Origin of the sequence: Streptosporangium jomthongense (assembly GCF_042650425.1) — a bacterium.
Lineage (GTDB): Bacteria > Actinomycetota > Actinomycetes > Streptosporangiales > Streptosporangiaceae > Streptosporangium.
Window position 1 is genome coordinate 132,827 of record NZ_JBHSBC010000001.1, and the last position, 16,526, is coordinate 149,352.

A 16,526-nucleotide genomic window follows, 5' to 3' on the forward strand; every position below is an offset into this window, starting at 1 on the left:
CCGGTGCCGTTCACCGCAGTGATCTTCGACTTCTTCGGGACGCTCACGCCGTCCACCCCGGCGCATGTCTGGGACGACCACGCGGCCCGCAGCGCCGCCCCACTGGGCATCCCCGTCCCGGTCTGGCGGGCCGCCCTCGACTCCTCCTTCGAGGAACGGGCCACCGGCTCCCTCGGTGACCTCAGGAGCACCATCCTGACCCTCGCCCGCCGCTGCGGCGTCGATCCGGGCGAGACCGCCCTCACCGCCGCGTGCTCCGCCCGCGCCGAGGCCCAGCGGGAGCTGTTCACCCTGCGCGACGACGCGCTCGGCACGCTGGGCGCGATCCGGGAGCGTGGGCTGGCCGTCGGCGTCCTGAGCGACTGCACGGCCGAGCTGGTGCGGGCGTGGCCGGAGCTGCCGCTCGCCTCCCTGGTGGACGCGGCGGTCCTGTCGTGTGAGATCGGCAGGCGCAAGCCCGATCCCGAGCTGTTCCTGCTGGCCGCGCGGCGGCTCGGGGTGACGCCCGGGGAGTGCCTATACGTGGGCGACGGCGGCGGCCGTGAGCTCACCGGGGCCACGGCCTGCGGCATGACGGCGTTCATGCTCTACGCCGACGACTGGGAGAGCGCGGACGCCCAGCCGAGGGAGCACGACTGGGCCGGTCCCCGCCTGTCCCGCCTGTCGGCGGTGCTCGACGTCCTCGGCGCGGCCTGAGCACGGTTCATCCGCCGGGAAGCAGGGCGGGCAGCACCACCTCCTCGATGACGAAGACCGGGGTCTCCTGGGCGTCGGGCAGGTTGTACCGGCCCGAGGTCACCACGACGACGAGCCCGAGGTCGGGCCGTACGTACAGCCGCTGCCCCCCGTTGCCGACCCCCGCGACCCAGCCTGGCCCGAGAAACCACTGGTAGCCGTAGTCGAGCCCCTCCCCGATCGCCACGTACGGCGTGAGCATGCGGGAGATCCACGGGGAGTCCGACTCCAGGACGTACCGACCGATCCCGGCCAGGTCCCTGGGGGTCAGCCTGAGCCCGGAGGCCGCCGCCGCGACGCCGTCGCCGCCCCTGGCCCACTCGAAGGCCGTGATGCCGAGCGGTTCGAACAGCGCCGTACGCGCGAACTCCTCAAGCGGCACGCCGGTTCCCCTGGCGATGAGGCCGCCGAGGAGGGTGGAGGCGCCGCCGCAGTACCGCCAGGTCGTGCCCGGCTCCTCGACGGACGGACGTTCCAGGACGTACCGGTAACGGTCGGGCGCCGTCTCCATCGCGATCTCGCTGTTGGCCGGGCTGGTGTAGGGGACGCTCTCGTCCCACTCCAGGCCCAGCGTCATCGTCAGCGCGTGTCCCACCGTCAGTCCGGTACGGCCCGCTAGATCAGGATATTCTGGGAAACACGCGTACAGCGGTTCGGCGGGGTCGGGGACATGGCCTCCCTCCAGGGCCATGCCGTACAGCAGGCCGACGACGCTCTTGGTGACCGACCTGAGGTCGTGGAGCGTGTCCGGCCCGAACGTGACGGTGCCGAGGGGGGCGTTCCAGGCGACGTCCGGCCCCTCCCCGTAGTATTCGAAGATCAGGTCCCGCCCGCGTGTCACGACGACGCCGTGCAGATCCGGCGCCCTGCCCTCACGTACGATCTCGGCCAGCGCGGCTTCCATGTCCATCGGCATGCCTCCCCTTGTACGGCCTGACACGGTGTCAGGGTCCAGCGGCCGGTGGCCGTCAGGGAAGGGCCCGTCGTGAGGGCGGCCTGAGCGCGGACCCCGGAAAACCCCCTTGACCTCAACGTTTGTTGACGTCCCACGCTTAAGAAATCCCGAAATTTCCCGTTGAACAGGAGAGATATGCGAAAAAAACAAATCCTCGTCCTTGTGGCCGTCCTGCTGTCCACCGTCTCCCTGCCGATCACCCTGACCGGCGCCTCCGTCGCCCTGCCGGACATCGCCGCGGACCTGGGCGCGCGGCTCGCCCCCGTCCAGTGGGTGGTGAACGGCTACAACGCCACCTTCGCCAGTTTCATGCTGGTCTCCGGTTCGCTGGCCGACCTGGTCGGCAGACGCCGTGTCTACGCGGCCGGGGTCGCGGTTTTCGCCGTCACCGGCCTGCTGAGCACCCTCGCCACCGACATCGTGCTGCTCGACGTGGTCCGCGCCGTCGCGGGAGCGGGCGCGGCCGCCGCGGGGGCGAGCGGGGGCGCGCTGCTCGCCACCTCCTTCGAGGGGCGGGCCAGGACCCGTGTCTTCGGCCTGTTCGGCACCGCGCTCGGGGTCGGCCTCGCCTTCGGTCCCACCGTCGCCGGAGCCCTGATCGGCGCGTTCGGCTGGCGCATGGTGTTCGGCCTGCCCGCCGCGGTGGCGCTCGCCGTACTCTGCGTGGTGCCCCTGCTGCCCGAGTCCCGGGACCCGGCGCCCCGCCGCGTCGACACCGGCGGGGCCGTCACGTTCACCCTGTTCCTGCTCCTGCTGATCACCGGCTTCGTCGAGGGGCCCGACCTCGGGTGGACCTCGCCGCTGCCGCTGGCGGCCTTCGCCGCCTCCCTGGTGTGCCTCGCGGTGTTCGCCGGGATCGAACGGCGCAGGCCGGACCCGATGTTCGACTTCGGGCTGTTCACCGGCCCGCGTTTCCTGGCCTTCTCCACGGCGGCGGCGACGATCGTCTGCGTGCTCGTGCCGCTGCTGGTCTACCTGCCGTCCTACTTCACCGAGGTGCTGGAGATGAGCCCGCAGCGGGCGGGCGCCACGTTGATCATGCTCACCGCCCCGACGCTCGTCCTGCCCTCGCTGATCGGGCCGGTCACCAGATGGGTGTCACCGGCGGCCGTCGTCGTGCTGTCGCTGGTCCTGGTCGGCGCCGGGGCCGCCTGGCTGGCCCTGGCCGGGCCGGAGGCCGGGACACCCGGTCTCGCGGGACCGCTGCTGACGATCGGGCTCGGCGTCGGCGCCTCGATCGGGCTGATCGACGGGGTGGCGATCGGCAGCGCCCCCGCCGACCGGGCGGGCACCGCCGCGGGCATGCTCAACACCGCGCGGCTGGGCAGCGAGACCATCGCCATCGCGGTGTGCGGTGCCGTACTGGCCGCGACCACCGGAGGACGGCTGGCCGGGCCCGGCTTCACCGAGGGGCTGCGGCTGACGCTCTGGGCGATGGCGGGCCTCACACTGCTTTCCGTGCTGCTGTGCGCGTTCCTGCTGCGCGGTGGCTCCGCCGTACGGCAGGCGGCGGGGAAAGGCGTCTCCGTGTGATTTACGGAAGGCCGCGAATTACCCCTAAAACCTCCATGAAATTATGGCCGGGAAAGGGCGGCCGTTCACCGGCAGCACGCCGTATTCGCCTCCGCCCGTTTGGCCTCTCCCACCCCTTCCAGCAGGCGCCGCGGGCCGGAGCCCAGCCTGCCGAGCGTGTCGTCCGGGTTGGCCATCGGGCAGCGGTCGATCGACAGGCATCCACAGCCGACGCAGTCGGTGAAGTCGTCACGCAGCTTCTGGAGCTCGCGGATCCGGGCGTCGAGCTGGTCACGCCACCGCGTGGACATGCGCTCCCAGTCCTGCCGTGTGGGAGGACGCGCGCTCGGCAGGTCCTCCAGGGCGGTGCCGATCTCGGCCAGCGGTATCCCCACCCGCTGCGCGACGCGGATCAACGCCACCCGCCGCAGTGTGTCACGCCGGTAGCGCCGCTGGTTGCCCTCCGTGCGGCGGCTCGTTATGAGCCCCTGCCGTTCGTAGAAATGCAGAGCGGATATCGCGACACCGCTGCGCGTGGAGAGTTCCCCGACACTGAGTTCAGCCGGAAGGTCACCCATCCTCCCCCCTCCCAGGCATCAATAAATATTGAGGTTCTCGCGCGAATATTACTCCAGCCGACGGCCGGGTTTTCCGGGGAGAAAGAACGACCCCCGTGGGCGCCGAGGAGGCGGCGGCCCACGGGGGTCGTCGGGAGAGGGGATTGCGGGGTTACCTCAGCGGGCGGGGCAGGCTGATGGTCAGGATGCGGCTGGTGACGCCGGAGTCGACCAGACGGCCGTCCGAACCGAAGGAGCCGAGGCCGAAGTCGTTGTCGTTGGCGATCGCGATGGTCTTGGGGCCGAGGACGGTGACGCCCTCGATCTTGCCGGGCAGGCCGGGGATCGCGGCCAGGTCGACGGCCAGGGACTTGGTGGCGACGGTGACGTTCTTGGGCAGCGAGGCCTCAAGGGAGGGCTTGGTCGCCGGGTCGTCCTGCGCGCCGCCGAGGAGGTTCGTCGCCCGGCGCACGTCGACGGTGTACAGGCGGGCGACCGCGTCGGTGCGCTCCTGGAGCAGCAGACGGCCGGGGCTCAGCACGTTGAGGGCGGAGATCTTCATGTCGCCCTGCTCGGCCTTGGGGTCGAAGGTCGCGACGTTCTCCATGCTGTAGGCCCACTCGGCGGTCGGCCGCCCGGTACGCAGGTCGACGCGCAGGATGCGGGTGACGCTCGACGCCTTGCCCGTCTTCTTGTCGGGGTTGCCCAGCGGGCTCTGCACGGCGACGTAGAGGGCGCGCTCGGAGGGCGAGATGCCCAGCGCCTCGAAGCCGCGGTTCTGCTGGCGGTTGGCGAAGATCGCGGGCAGCGTCTCGCGGACCGGATAACCCGTCCCGGTCAGGTTGAGGCCCTTGGGCACGTACCTGGCCAGGATCCGCCCGTCGGCCGCCACGTGCACCAGGGAGGGCGAGTACTCCTCGACCAGCCAGAAGCCGCCGCGCCCGTCGGCGACGATGTCCTCGGTGTCCAGGCCGTTCGGGTCGTAAAGCAGCTCGGCCGTGCCGTCCCAGGTGTAGGGAACCTCGTCGTGGCCCTCCTGGTTCGACACACCGGTGATGGGCGTGCCGTCGGACGTCTTCAGCGTGATCGTCTCGGCGATCTTCGCCTTGCCGTTCCGTACGGCGACGCGCACGATGGCGGGCGCGAACTCCGGCACCGGGAAGGTGCGCCGCTTCTCACCGTTGATCTTCGGCTCGCCGTTCGGGCCCCGGTCGGTGACCATCCAGTACTCGCCGGGACGGCCCGCCGGGTAGAGGCCGCTGCCGACACCGCCCAGCTTCACACCGCGGTCGTCCTTGACGAGACCGCTCTCGAACTCCGCCAGGGCGGGGGCGGGCAGCGTCACGTCGGAGGTGACCCGCGGAGCCTTCTCCTTGGGAGCGGCGGCGGCGGGAGCCACGGCCGCGCCGGTGAGGGCGACGGTGAACGCCGCCGCGGTGGCGAGGGCGGCGAGGAGGGGACGTGACATGGAGCTTTCCTTTACGACCTGGTCTGTGACGAGATCCGGAAGCTATCGACGCCGGGCGACCTGAACCCTAAGCCCGGGTGAACACGAAGAGAAGGCGTACGGTGACACCGGACACACCGAGCCGCCTCCCACCTGCGATCTTGCTCATCCACGGGCGGGATTTCCGTACGGCCACGGCCTCCCGGATGGCTCCTCGCGGGGCAGGGACCTCCTCGCAGGGCAGGGCGCCCATCCGAACGCGGCCCCTCCCCTACGCGCCCCGTCCGGGCGCCGGGCGCCGGGCGCCGGACGCCGGACGCCGGACGCCGGACGCCGGACGCCGGACGCCGGACGCCGGAAAAGGAGAGCCGGTGTGTCCACGCGGAGCCCACCGCGCGGACACACCGGCGTACCCGGCCCCCTACCCCTCGGTCACCGGGCCTGTCACCGGCCGGGAACCCCCGGGGTTCCTCACCGGTCCAGGTTGACGAAGACTCCCTTGACCTCGGTGTAGGCCTCCAGCGCGTACGGCCCCATCTCCCGGCCGGTCCCGCTGGCCTTGAAGCCGCCCCAGGGCGCGGCGGGGTCGGGGACGTGCAGCATGTTGACGAACACCGTGCCCGCCCGTACGGCGGCGGCCAGCGTGTGCGCGGTCGACAGGTCCTTGGTCCACACCGAGGCGGCCAGACCGAACTCGCTGTCGTTGGCCCGCTCCGCGATCTCGTCCAGGTCGTCGTAGGCCATGACGGGGATGACCGGGCCGAAGATCTCCTCCCTGGCGATCCGCATGTCGTCGGTCACCCCGGCGAAGACGGTCGGCCGGTAGAAGAAGCCCTTCTCCAGGTCCCCGTCGGCACGCTGCCCACCGGTCACCAGCTGGGCGCCCTGCTCGACACCGGAACGCACGAAGCCGTCCACGTTGCGCAGGTGCTCCTCGGTGACGAGCGGGCCCAGGTCGGTCGTGTCGGACAGGCCGGGGCCCAGCCGCAGCGCGGCGGCAGCGGCGGCGGCCTTCTCCGTGAACTCGTCGACCCGGCTGCGGTCCACGTAGAACCTGGAGTAGGCGGCGCACACCTGGCCGCTGTTGAACAGGGCGCCCTGGACACAACCGGCGACGGCCCTGTCGAGGTCGGCGTCGTGCGCCACGATCGTGGGGGTCTTGCCGCCGAGCTCCAGGGTGACCCGCTTGAGGTTGCCCGCAGAGGCGCGCATGATCTCCCGGCCGACCTCGGTCGAGCCGGTGAAGGACACCTTGTCCACCCCGGAGTGCGCCACCAGGGCGCGGCCGACGTCGGGGCCGCCGGTGAGGAGGTTGACGACGCCCTCGGGCACCCCGGCCTCGACGCACAGCTCGGCCAGGCGCAGGGCGGTCAGCGAGGTCTGCTCGGCCGGCTTGATGATCACCGTGTTGGCGCAGGCCAGCGCGGGGGCGAGCTTCCAGGTGAGGATCATCAGCGGGAAGTTCCACGGCGTGATCAGCGCGCAGACCCCGACCGGCTCCCTGCGGGTGTAGTGCAGGGTGTTCGGCAGGGAGATCGGAGAGGTCGCGCCCTCGATCTTGGTGGTCCAGCCCGCGTAGTAGCGGAAGTGCTCGGCCGCGCCCGTGACCGAGACGCCCCTGGCGACCCCGAGCGGCTGTCCCTGGTCCCTCGTCTCCAGGTACGCCAGCTCCTCGCCGTTGGCCTCGATCAGGTCCGCGATCCGCCAGAGCACCCGCGCCCGTGCCGCGGGCGACATCTGCGCCCAGTCGGGGTTACGCAGCGCCTTCCTGGCCGCGTCGACGGCGGCGTCCACATCGGAGGCGTCGGCCTCGGCCAGTTCACCCAGCGGGGCGGCCGTCGCCGGGTCGTAGGTCGTGAAGGTCCGCCCTGAGTTGCCGGAGCCCCACTCACCACCGATGAGCAGCCTGCCGGGCTTCTCCAGGACGGGAGAGTCGGGACCGCTCTCCTGCGGTCGCAGAAACGTCGACACTGCCATGTTCTCCACGGCCTCCCCGTGCTCGCTGTCGCCCTTCGACCGCCTGTAGGGACGGTCAGGATCAGTTGTACGGCGTCGCGCACCGAGCGGCCTTGTCTGTGACGGCACAGCACTTGCCTGTCACGCTCCAGCGGTTTCCGGTTACTGTCATGTGACAGGGACACTGCGGGACCATTGCCAAATAACGGCACGCGATGCACCATTCCTGCAGTTGGACGCACCGCCCCATGCAGGAGGAAGCATGTCGTCTCTACTGCGCACAGCCGACCTGCCGGCCCGCGAACGCGCCGACTTCTGGTGCTCGGCGATCTCCGAGGCGTTCGTGCCCCTCGACATGACCCTCGCCAACGGCGAGACGTTCCGGGGCCAGATGCGCAGCAGAAGCCTCGGCGTGATGCTGGTCAGCGACGTCGCGGCCGACGCCCACAAGGCCGAACGGACCCGCCGTCTGATCGCCAGGTCGGAGACCGACTACTACAAGCTGAGCATGCCGCTGCAGGGCTACTGCCTGGTCATGCAGGACGGCCGTGAGGCCCCCCTCACCCCCGGTGACCTGGCCGTCTACGACACCAGCAGGCCGTACACCGTGGCCTTCGACAACACCTGCCGGATGCTGGTGCTGATGTTCCCCCAGCGCTTCCTGAGGCTGCGGCCGCACGAGATGCACCAGGTGACGGCCAACCGCGTCTCCGGACGCCAGGGAGTCGGGGCGCTGGTCTCCCCGCTGCTGATGAACCTCGTCACCAAGATGGACGAGATCGGGGAGAACCAGTCGCTCCAGCTGGCCGACAACATCCTCGACCTGCTCGCCACCCTGTTCTCCGAACGGCTCGGCAAACAGGGCACCCCGCCGCCCAGCTCCCCCCAGTCGCTCCTGCTGCGCATCAGGGCCTTCATCGAGGCCCACCTCGACGACGGCAACCTCACCCCGGACACGGTCGCCGCCGCGGTGCACATCTCGACCGGCTACCTGCACAAGCTCTTCAGGATGGAGGGGACCACGGTCTCCCGGTTCATCAGGGAACGCAGGCTGGAGCACTGCCGCCGCGACCTCGTCGACCCGGACCAGTGGACGCTCTCGGTCAGCACCGTCGCCGCCCACTGGGGCTTCGTCGACGCCGCCCACTTCAGCCGCCTCTTCAAGGCGACCTACGGCGTCTCCCCCCGCGAATACCGCCTCACCCGGGACGCCCAGGGCGGGATGGCGGTTTCTGCTTGGGAAACGGCGTAGGCCTGCCTCCTTGCTCCGCCTGGCGGCGGCGCGGGCTTGGGCGCTTTCGAGTCGGTGTCTTCCCTCGTCGCTCATCCGCTGCGCTCCTTCGCTCCTCAGTCCAGACACCGACGCGCCCAAGCCGACACTCCTCACGCACGGCACCGGTAAAGCACACGATCAAAACCCTCACGTTCGGGGCCGGTATCCAAAGCCCTCCCCCTTGGGGTTGATGCGTTCGGGCGGTTGCTCTGGAGCGTGAGCTTGGCGTCTGCCTCTCCAGGGTGGGCCGCGCAGGTTTCCTGCCGGGTCGCGCACGCTCTCGGTGGGTTCCCCGCGTCGGGGACGGGAGCCGGGAGGCCGATGTGGCGCAGGAGATCTAGGTCAAGTACCGGGTACGCGACCTCACGGCGCCGTAGGGACTATCCGCCGTTGAGGAGGGTTCTGATGTCGCTTTCTCGGTAGCGGCGTTGGCGGCTGGGGGTTCTCACCGAGGGGATACGGCCGGTCAGGGCCCAGCGGTTGACGGTTTTGGGGTCCACGCCGAAGATCCTGGCCACCTCACCGGGGGTCAGGAGGCGTTCGGTGGTGTCCGGGCCGGTGGTGAAGGTGCCGTCGGGCGTGACGACCTTGAGGGGGGACATGTGGTTCTCCTTGGGTCCCGTATGGGGCGGGTTCAGGCGCGGATGATGTGGGTGATCTCGTCCTGGCGGCCGAGGGCTTGGGCCAGGCGGTGGACGGTGGTGCGGGCGAGGACGTCACGTGCCCCGGCGGCGTGCTGGGCCGGGGTGACCGGCTGGTAGCGACAGGCCCACCACCGGGGCAGACCGGGCACGTTCCGGGCCTGGTATCTCCAGCCGCGATGGATGGTGCCGAGCAGTTCGATGAGCCGCTGCTCACGCTCGGGATCATGGTCGGTCATGGACGGTCCCTTCGTAGCCGGACAGCGATCACCGGCCATGCGAGAGAGTCCCGCGCCGTGATCCACAGAGTCGGCTCGACCCCGGCGCCATGTCAGGAGTTCTCCCGGTTCTCCGGAGGCGCTGTGGGCGTGGGCGGGTTCAGAGGCGCTCCGGGGGGTTAAGGCTTGGTCTCTGCGCCCGGGAGCCCGGGGAGGGCTATGGAGAGCAGGTCGAGCAGAGCGCTCAGCGGGTTCTTCACGGGACTCCTGTCCGCGACGGATGGCGACGGATGGCAGGGAGGGCGCCCGGCCGGCGGGTCCGCCTGGCCGGGCACCCGAGGAGGCCGGTCACTCCGTGGTGACCGGCGCCGACGGGCTCCCCTTCCCCGATGCGCTCGGGAGCCGCCGTTGGGTGTGCGGCCCAGGCCCCTCCTCCTGGACCGCACGTTCACGGGGTACGGCGGGCAGGGGGTGGGATGGGTTCCCCGCCCGCCGTACCGGCTCGGAAGATCACGCCTCGGAAAGCGGTCGGGGACGGTCCGGCGCTCGGGACCGAGGATCGCCACGCTCGCCCAGGGGCGATACGGCTCCGCGCCGAACGGCCGGGAGTCGGGTTCCGCCGCGTTCGGCCAAGGGCGGTACGGCGTCGCGCCGGACATCCGAGGCCGGGCGTCGCCGTACCCGCTCAGGGGGCCGCGCCCGCTCGGGGGCTCGCCCCTGCCCGGAAGGCCCTGCCTGCCCGGGAGGCCGTACCTGCCCGGGAGGTCCTGCCTGTTCAGGAGGTCGTGTCTGCTCGGGGATGGGTGGGAGGGTCCGCCGGATGAGGGTGGTCTCCACCTGGTGGATCTGTTGCCGGAGCCCTTCTGCGTCGGGGTCGGAGACGATGAGTGGTTCGGGGGTCGGCCAGGCCGCGATGGCGTAGAAGCGGCGCCGGCCCAGGCTGTAGAACACGCTCCATCCCTGGATAGAACGGTCCATGTTTTCCGCCTCGGAACGGGCGGGGCCGTCCCACAGCCGCCGGTACACCTGCGTGAGCGGTTGCCCGTCCCGGTGCCGCCCGCTGTGCCGGGGTCGTCCGATCACGACGCGGCTCCCCGGGCGATCTCCTCCTGGTGTTCGACGACGGCCCGAATCTCGTCGAAGGTGTCGGCGTCCACATCCGGTTCGGCCCCGGCCCTTCGTGCCGCATTGGAGAAAGGTTTCCGGCGAAAAGCCCAGAAACGGCCCTGGTCACTGAGAATAAGCCGCCAGCCCGGGATGGTGGGCGAGGGCACAATGGCTTTACCATCGTGCACGGATCGCACCTCCTTTGCGATCAAGGGACCCCGTACGGCACTGCCCGCCTGCGGGGTTCCGCTTTACAAAGACCTTGCTGATGCCATAGTTGAGGCACGTCGTAAGCGGGACAAGACCCGCCGCCTTTCAAGCGAAACATGTAAGCCATGTAGCAAACACAGGCGAGGACCAATGAGCGCGGAATCCCAGGAGTGGCACGAATTCGGCAGGGCATTACGAAAGTCACGAAAAGGACATCAGATAACCCAGCGGCAACTCGGTGAGCTGATCGGCTGGGCCGACTCGATGGTGAGCCGTTGGGAGTCGGGCACCCTCACCCCTTCGGCCGAGGCGATCGAGGCTCTCGACTCCGCACTCACCACCGAAGGGAAACTGATTTCTCTCGGACTGCACGCCGCCATGGCCGATAGCAATCGGCTCCGGAAGGGTACCGTCGAGGCAAAAGCCTCAACGCGGGATGAGGATGACAGCATGGAGCGCAGACGACTGATGCGAGATGCCGCCGCCGTCGCTGTCGGAGGGGCGGTGGCACCCGTACTGGCCACCCTGACCGATGCCTGGCAGAGCTACGGACCGCGCATCTCCGGAGCGAGCGTCTCACAGGAAATGATCGACGACTGGGAGGAGGCGGCCGAAGCCCACTGGGAACGGAGCTACTACGACTCGCCCGCCGCCGTCCTCGCGGCCCTTGCCGTGGACTACGCCGACCTCGCACCTCACCTCGGCCGCACCCAGCCGGAGGCCGTCGAGCGGAACCTCTCCCACGCCGCCGCGCGTTTCAGCGCCCTGATCGCCGGGGCCTGGTACGACCTGGACAACCGTCGAGAGGCGTTGCGGTGGTGGAATCGGGCTCACACACTGGCCGACGCCTCCCGGGACAGCGCGCAGTCGTCCCTGACACGGAGTTGGGAGGCGTCACATCGGCGCCATGACGGCGACGACGTCCTGCCACTGCTTCAGGAAGCCCGGCGACTGGCCGGGGATCGGCCAAGCCTGACGCTGTTCTCCGCGCTTCGCGTGGAAGTTCAGGCTCTCGCGACGCAGGGCCGTACCGAAGAGGCGATCATCGCCCTCAATCGGGCCGAGAACGTGCTGGAGGCCCTTCCCGCGCAAGCACCGGGAATCCGGCCCGACTGGTACAGCCGGAGCCTGGTCTATACCCTCGCGGGCGACGACCGGAAGGCCGAGGAAGCGCGAGACGCCGCGGGAAAGGCGTACGACGCCGCCCACCTCATGTCCACCGTGCTCGAACTGCACCGAGCAGCGACACAGGCGCGGACCGATCCCGAGCAGGGCGCACAATATGCCTTGAGCACCTTGAACGGCCTTCCCGCCAAACGACGTGACCGTCAAGTCACATCGAGCGCTCGGCTTGTCCTCACCACACTTCCCGAGAGGGCGAAAGCCCTGCCTGCCGTGAAGGAACTCCGCGTGCTGACGGCCAGTAAGCCAGCCTGACTCACACACGAAAATGCCCCACCGGTCGGCGATCGGTGGGGCATGCGTTTCCGGGTTCACGGTTCTTGACGGCTCAAATGCCTGGACCGTCAAGAACCGTGAACCCGGAGAACTCCGATAACACCCTTGAGCGGAGAAATCTCCAGTCCGGAAGGGTCCTCAGAAAGCTCGCACGTCAATCATGCGGGTAGATCCCAGGTTGGGCCGGTGGGGTCGCCGAGCCATACGTACTGGCGTTCGCGGGTGGCGGTGAGGCCGAAGGCGGACTGGTGCGGTGATCCGGCCTCCTGCCACAGCAGTACGGCCTCCTCCACCGCGTCCCACAGCCGAACCGGACCGTGCTGGTGGACGATCCACCCGCCACCCGGGGCGGGTCTGGTGTCGGCGCGGGAACCGGTGGAGACGTCCAACAGGATCGTTGTCTCCCCCGCTGACGAGCGTTGGGCGGCCGGTACAGCCAGTTGGGCGACGAACAGGGCGGCCTCGTCGTCCAGGATCGCCGGGTCGATCCTGCTCTCCCGTGCCTGCCCGACGCCGGTCGCCACGGGCGGGCGGGGCGGCGGCAGGTGGGTGCGGGCACGCATGAAGTACCAGCCCTGCTTCAGGAAGCGTCCGCTGGCCGTACCCTCGCCGTCGAGAGTGAGGTGGGCGGAGGCGACGCCGTCCAGCCAGCCCCACATGGGGGTGGTGATGGTTCCTCCGGGACGCGTCTGCTCCAACCAGGCGGTGGGGATGGTCCGGACCGAGCAGGTGCAGATCAGCCGGTCGTACCCGGTGCCGTTGGCGTGGCCGTGCAGGCCGTCCCCCACGACGAGAGTAGGTGCGTGTCCCGCCCGGACGATGGCCTTCCTTGCACGTCCGGCCACAGCGGGGTCGTACTCGATCGAGGTCACCGCGTCGTCGCCGAGACGCCGGCACATCAGCGCGGTCGAGTAGCCGGTCCCGGTGCCGATCTCCAGCACCGTGTCGCCTTCGCCGATCTCGGCGGCCTCCAGCATCCGCACGACCAGGCTCGGGAGCGTGGACGACGAACCGGGTGCCCCGGTCACCGGCCCGGCCGCCTCCTCGGCCAAAATCCCGTCCACCTGGGTCACCCACGTCCCGTCGGTGTAGACCAGGCTCAGCCAGTCGCCCTCGTCGATCTCGGCACGGCGGATCGGTGTCCACAGATCGCCCCGGACCTGGTCGGCTTGGTAGACGGCCTCCCCCATGAACAGCTCGCGCGGCGTCGTCTCCAGCGCCGCACGCCAGCCGGAGGACCCGATGGCCTCGGCCAACGCATGCCGGAGCTTCACGGCCGTGTCGCTCACGACCACCATCCTTTCAGGATCACATCCGCGAAGGCGTGGGCCATCGCATCGGCATCAGGCAACCAGGCCCACTGCCCGTTGGGGTTGCACTCGATAAAAATCCAGGCTTCGGAGTCCTGTCCGTCGACAGCCTCAAGCGCGAAGTCGAAGCACCCGAACACCAGCCCGAAGTGGTCGAGATAGGCGTACAGCGCTTCCCTGACCTGCTCAGGCACGTCGATGGGCTCGTGGGCCAATTGCTCCCAATCGCCGCTGCGCCAGTCGAGCGCGCCGTCAGGGGTGGTGATCCTGCTGGCGAACACACGTCGGCCGATCACGGTCACCCTGGCGTCGGAGGACTTGCGCACCTCCTTCTGGAACAGGTGGGCGGTCACCGACAGGGAGTCGTCAAGTGTGTGTTCGGCGACCCGCTGCGTCCATATGGCGGAGCACCCCTCCGAGGTGGAGGGGGCACCTCGAAACGATTTGTAGATGACAGGACCGTGTTCGGCGGCGAACCTTCGCGCCTGTTCCACATCGTTGGTGATCAGGGTTGGCGGAATGGACAGGCCGAGCCTGGCCGCCGCCTGAAGCTGGGCGGGTTTGTAGTCGGCACGGGAATTGGCAGCCGGGTGGTTGACGTAGACCACACCGTGCAGGTTGTTCAGAATGCCACCGAGGCCGTACTGGGCTTCGGTGGCGGAGAACTTCTGCGCCGTAACGGACAGGCGGGTGAACCGAGCCGAGAACGGATGGGGGCGGCGGTAGTACACCGCCCCCACTTTCTCCAGTGCGATGTCCCGGCTTGGTGTGCGAAGCCGCCCGGCCCATTCCTCACGGCCGTCACCGATGACGGCGCTGAACACCAACTCGGCGCCGATGTCGGCGGGATTGACACGAACCACCTGCACCCGGCGCTCATTCAGCGCCTCGATGACCATGTTGGCGGTAAGGTCCTCCGCCGATGTGATGACCAGCACGGTCTGTGGCATGGGCCGCATCTGCTGTTATCCGTCGTTCTGGGAGTCGTCCGCCACTGCGGCGCTTCCCGCCGAGCCGTCGCTGCCGCCGCCCTTGGACGTCGTGATCGTGATCTTGCCGGCCATGTCCACGATCGCGCCGTCCGCGCCGTAGAAGTGGGTGAGCTGCGTCTCGGGGTCAAGCCGAAGCGTCTCGTACAGCGGTGGAAGCCCCGGCAGAGGCTCGGTCATCCGACTGAGCCCCCAGGGGGAGACTGCTGTTGTCACGGCGCCCTTCCTTTCGGTGTTGGGTTGAGTGAACTTTCCGGGCGTCCCCGCACGCTTTTTCCGGGGAAGGAAAACGGGGATGTGCACAGACACTGCGGCCAGGACCCCGTAAGCCCGTATGGCCTGCGAAGTTCCGCCTCACATGCACCTTGCTCCTGCCATGGTCGAGGGACACGTTACGCAGGACAAGGCCCACGGTGTTTCACGCGACCCCTGAAAATTATGCAACAAGCCAGGGGAGGGACAATTGACATTGAATGCCATTAATGGCACAGATTCGGCTTAATTCTACAAGGGTAGCGAAAGGCCGCATGAGCACCGATCAGACCAGGCGGGGATACCGGGACAGCCCGAGCTGAGAGAAAATCGAGGCAGTCTCGGCATCGACGGATCAGGCCCGGTTGCGGAGGACCGAAAAGGCGGTCCCGTTATGCGGATTTTGATCAGAGGTGCCATGCGACTCTCGGCCCCTAGGAGTTCGGGGCCGTCCGAACAAGATCAGTCGTCCGCGCGGGTGAGAGAGCGCAGGCAGGGACGTAGCAGATCGATGATCTGTTCCGGAGGGGTGTCACGGAGGACGTCGAATTTGAGGAAATGCCGGCTGACGGCCACGCCGATGAGAGTGGCGCTGATCAGTGCGGCCCGCACGTCGGCGTCGTCGGCGGGGATGGCGTCGCTGAGTTGCGCCCGGTAGCGGGCGGCTCCTTCGATCGCGGCTTCGGAGGCTCCGGCGTGGGTGAGCATCGAGCGCAGGACGGCCAGTGACGCGATCGGTTCGTTGACCAGCGAGTCGGCGATCTGGGCGAGTATCTGTTCGGCGACCTCTTCCGGGGTTCCGCCGACGGGTCGGACGGGTCCGGCCTGAGTGGCGCGATGGAAGAGCTCTTCCTTGGAGCCGAAATAGTGCATGACCAGGCCGCCGTCCACTTCCGCGGCGCCGGCGATCGCCCGGATGGTGGTCTGGTCGTATCCCGACTCGGCGAACAGGCGGCCTGCCGCAGCGAGGATCCGCGCCTCGGTGGCGCGGCGTTGCTCCGCCCGTGACAGGCGTGGTCTGGGCTCGCTCACGGGTTGATTCTACGGGCGTTGACCGCTCCTTGATTTCGTTCTACATTCGTTCAATCAACACGCGTTCAATGAACGGAGGCCCCATGGGTCTGCCAACCCCACAGGACGTCATCGCGCGCAGACGAAGCCTGGTCCTGGAGCACGACATGGACGGCTTCGCTGAGCTGTTCGCCCCCGATGGGGTGATCGAGATGCCCTTCGCACCGCCGGGCATGCCCAGGCGGATCGAGGGCCGCGAGGCGATCCGCGACTTCTCGGCGGCGGCCACGATCTCGCTGCTACGAGTCGAGGACATGTGGACCACGCAGGTTTACCAGACCACCGATCCCGAAGTGCTCATCGTCGAACTTGAGGCCAAGGCGGTGGTGACCACGACAGGTGCCCCGTTCCAGGCCACGTCCGTGCAGGTGTTCCGGATCCGCGACGGCAGGATCCTGCTGTTCCGCGACTACTGGAACCCGCAAGGCCTGGCCGAGGCCCTGAACTCCTGACCCGACCCGCCCAACGCCGAGCCAGCCCATCAAGCTCTACGAGCGCGTTCCGCCGTCAGCGGGGTTTCCCGGAGTCGGCGCCGAGCAGGTCGAGCAGCCGAAGTTGGCGGATACCGACCGAAGAATGATCTTCGTGGAGGTAGGCGCGCCGAGAACAAGTCCGCCGGTGGGAATGACCGACCGTCCGGCGCACAGAAAGTCAATCGCGGTCGTGCCACAGCCGACGGGGGCCGCACGTAGGTCTTGAAGGCGGGTGGTGTCCACACCGAACACCTCGGTCCCGGCGGCCTTCGAACGACCCACGTGCGAAAACAAGGTCGGCCGACCTTCACCCTCGCAGAGGCTCAAGCGCCTTCCCGCCGCTGTGCGAGAACTTCACCCGC

General features: G+C 69.0%; 16 protein-coding genes. 5 read left to right on the forward strand and 11 right to left on the reverse strand.

The features are described 5' to 3' along the window. The first annotated feature begins 3 nt into the window (after nucleotides 1-3). Nucleotides 4-696: an HAD family hydrolase gene (locus ACFOYY_RS00645; protein WP_352010606.1), complete on the forward strand. Its 693-nt coding sequence runs from the start codon at nucleotides 4-6 to the stop codon at nucleotides 694-696. A gap of 7 nt (nucleotides 697-703) precedes the next feature. Here ACFOYY_RS00645 and ACFOYY_RS00650 read toward each other — a convergent pair whose 3' ends face one another. Continuing rightward, a complete protein-coding gene (locus tag ACFOYY_RS00650) occupies nucleotides 704-1,645 on the reverse strand; it encodes a serine hydrolase domain-containing protein (RefSeq protein ID WP_386186786.1) in 942 nt (313 codons plus the stop codon). 180 nt (nucleotides 1,646-1,825) lie between these two features. On the opposite strand from ACFOYY_RS00650, the gene ACFOYY_RS00655 reads away from it, so the two are divergent. Next, nucleotides 1,826-3,223: an MFS transporter gene (locus ACFOYY_RS00655; RefSeq protein ID WP_386186789.1), complete on the forward strand. Its 1,398-nt coding sequence runs from the start codon at nucleotides 1,826-1,828 to the stop codon at nucleotides 3,221-3,223. 65 nt (nucleotides 3,224-3,288) lie between these two features. Here ACFOYY_RS00655 and soxR read toward each other — a convergent pair whose 3' ends face one another. From soxR to ACFOYY_RS00670, 3 genes are all read right to left on the reverse strand, one after another. After that, nucleotides 3,289-3,780: a redox-sensitive transcriptional activator SoxR gene (soxR, locus tag ACFOYY_RS00660; RefSeq protein ID WP_352010603.1), complete on the reverse strand. Its 492-nt coding sequence runs from the start codon at nucleotides 3,778-3,780 to the stop codon at nucleotides 3,289-3,291. Between the two features lie 151 nt (nucleotides 3,781-3,931). Continuing rightward, nucleotides 3,932-5,227 (reverse strand): esterase-like activity of phytase family protein, encoded by a 1,296-nt coding sequence (locus tag ACFOYY_RS00665; protein ID WP_386186791.1) that lies wholly within the window; start codon nucleotides 5,225-5,227, stop codon nucleotides 3,932-3,934. A gap of 450 nt (nucleotides 5,228-5,677) precedes the next feature. Then, on the reverse strand, nucleotides 5,678-7,177 hold the full coding sequence (locus ACFOYY_RS00670; protein WP_352010601.1) for an aldehyde dehydrogenase family protein: 1,500 nt from the start codon (nucleotides 7,175-7,177) through the stop codon (nucleotides 5,678-5,680). A gap of 247 nt (nucleotides 7,178-7,424) precedes the next feature. Here ACFOYY_RS00670 and ACFOYY_RS00675 point away from each other — a divergent pair, with 247 nt between their 5' ends. After that, the gene (locus ACFOYY_RS00675) at nucleotides 7,425-8,414 is read left to right on the forward strand and encodes an AraC-like ligand-binding domain-containing protein (protein WP_352010600.1); all 990 of its coding nucleotides are present in this window, start codon (nucleotides 7,425-7,427) and stop codon (nucleotides 8,412-8,414) included. Between the two features lie 401 nt (nucleotides 8,415-8,815). On the opposite strand, the gene ACFOYY_RS00680 is transcribed toward ACFOYY_RS00675, so the two are convergent. The 3 genes from ACFOYY_RS00680 to ACFOYY_RS00690 form a co-directional block, all read right to left on the reverse strand. After that, the gene (locus ACFOYY_RS00680; protein WP_352010599.1) at nucleotides 8,816-9,037 is read right to left on the reverse strand and encodes a BldC family transcriptional regulator; all 222 of its coding nucleotides are present in this window, start codon (nucleotides 9,035-9,037) and stop codon (nucleotides 8,816-8,818) included. Nucleotides 9,038-9,069: 32 nt separating this feature from the next. Continuing rightward, nucleotides 9,070-9,315 carry a hypothetical protein gene (locus ACFOYY_RS00685; protein ID WP_352010598.1) on the reverse strand — a complete coding sequence of 82 codons (246 nt, stop codon included), beginning with the start codon at nucleotides 9,313-9,315 and terminating at the stop codon, nucleotides 9,070-9,072. Nucleotides 9,316-10,373: 1,058 nt separating this feature from the next. Further along, nucleotides 10,374-10,589 (reverse strand): hypothetical protein, encoded by a 216-nt coding sequence (locus ACFOYY_RS00690; RefSeq protein WP_386186795.1) that lies wholly within the window; start codon nucleotides 10,587-10,589, stop codon nucleotides 10,374-10,376. A 172-nt stretch (nucleotides 10,590-10,761) separates the two neighbouring features. Here ACFOYY_RS00690 and ACFOYY_RS00695 point away from each other — a divergent pair, with 172 nt between their 5' ends. Next, nucleotides 10,762-12,048, forward strand: a complete 1,287-nt coding sequence (locus ACFOYY_RS00695) for a helix-turn-helix domain-containing protein (protein WP_386186798.1) — start codon at nucleotides 10,762-10,764, stop codon at nucleotides 12,046-12,048. Nucleotides 12,049-12,227: 179 nt separating this feature from the next. On the opposite strand, the gene tgmC is transcribed toward ACFOYY_RS00695, so the two are convergent. The 4 genes from tgmC to ACFOYY_RS00715 form a co-directional block, all read right to left on the reverse strand. After that, nucleotides 12,228-13,358 (reverse strand): ATP-grasp peptide maturase system methyltransferase, encoded by a 1,131-nt coding sequence (gene tgmC / locus ACFOYY_RS00700; protein ID WP_386186800.1) that lies wholly within the window; start codon nucleotides 13,356-13,358, stop codon nucleotides 12,228-12,230. Then, the gene (tgmB, locus tag ACFOYY_RS00705) at nucleotides 13,355-14,329 is read right to left on the reverse strand and encodes an ATP-grasp ribosomal peptide maturase (protein WP_386186802.1); all 975 of its coding nucleotides are present in this window, start codon (nucleotides 14,327-14,329) and stop codon (nucleotides 13,355-13,357) included. Before tgmB ends, tgmC begins: the two co-directional genes overlap by 4 nt. A 15-nt stretch (nucleotides 14,330-14,344) precedes the next feature. Continuing rightward, nucleotides 14,345-14,677, reverse strand: a complete 333-nt coding sequence (tgmA, locus tag ACFOYY_RS00710) for a putative ATP-grasp-modified RiPP (RefSeq protein ID WP_386186804.1) — start codon at nucleotides 14,675-14,677, stop codon at nucleotides 14,345-14,347. A 405-nt stretch (nucleotides 14,678-15,082) separates the two neighbouring features. Beyond that, the gene (locus tag ACFOYY_RS00715) at nucleotides 15,083-15,652 is read right to left on the reverse strand and encodes a TetR/AcrR family transcriptional regulator (protein WP_352010595.1); all 570 of its coding nucleotides are present in this window, start codon (nucleotides 15,650-15,652) and stop codon (nucleotides 15,083-15,085) included. 83 nt (nucleotides 15,653-15,735) lie between these two features. Between ACFOYY_RS00715 and ACFOYY_RS00720 the strand changes: the two genes are divergently transcribed. Further along, nucleotides 15,736-16,143, forward strand: a complete 408-nt coding sequence (locus ACFOYY_RS00720) for a nuclear transport factor 2 family protein (RefSeq protein WP_352010594.1) — start codon at nucleotides 15,736-15,738, stop codon at nucleotides 16,141-16,143. Nucleotides 16,144-16,526 lie beyond the last annotated feature (383 nt).

Excerpts from the sequence above, each read along its gene's own strand:
- ACFOYY_RS00695 (WP_386186798.1), top strand. The coding sequence starts at position 10,762 with ATGAGCGCGGAATCCCAGGAGTGGCACGAATTCGGCAGGGCATTACGA.
- ACFOYY_RS00680 (WP_352010599.1), bottom strand. The coding sequence starts at position 9,037 with ATGTCCCCCCTCAAGGTCGTCACGCCCGACGGCACCTTCACCACCGGC.
- soxR (WP_352010603.1), bottom strand. The coding sequence starts at position 3,780 with ATGGGTGACCTTCCGGCTGAACTCAGTGTCGGGGAACTCTCCACGCGC.
- ACFOYY_RS00650 (WP_386186786.1), bottom strand. The coding sequence starts at position 1,645 with ATGGACATGGAAGCCGCGCTGGCCGAGATCGTACGTGAGGGCAGGGCG.
- ACFOYY_RS00675 (WP_352010600.1), top strand. The coding sequence starts at position 7,425 with ATGTCGTCTCTACTGCGCACAGCCGACCTGCCGGCCCGCGAACGCGCC.
- ACFOYY_RS00665 (WP_386186791.1), bottom strand. The coding sequence starts at position 5,227 with ATGTCACGTCCCCTCCTCGCCGCCCTCGCCACCGCGGCGGCGTTCACC.
- ACFOYY_RS00720 (WP_352010594.1), top strand. The coding sequence starts at position 15,736 with ATGGGTCTGCCAACCCCACAGGACGTCATCGCGCGCAGACGAAGCCTG.
- tgmB (WP_386186802.1), bottom strand. The coding sequence starts at position 14,329 with ATGCCACAGACCGTGCTGGTCATCACATCGGCGGAGGACCTTACCGCC.
- ACFOYY_RS00655 (WP_386186789.1), top strand. The coding sequence starts at position 1,826 with ATGCGAAAAAAACAAATCCTCGTCCTTGTGGCCGTCCTGCTGTCCACC.
- ACFOYY_RS00685 (WP_352010598.1), bottom strand. The coding sequence starts at position 9,315 with ATGACCGACCATGATCCCGAGCGTGAGCAGCGGCTCATCGAACTGCTC.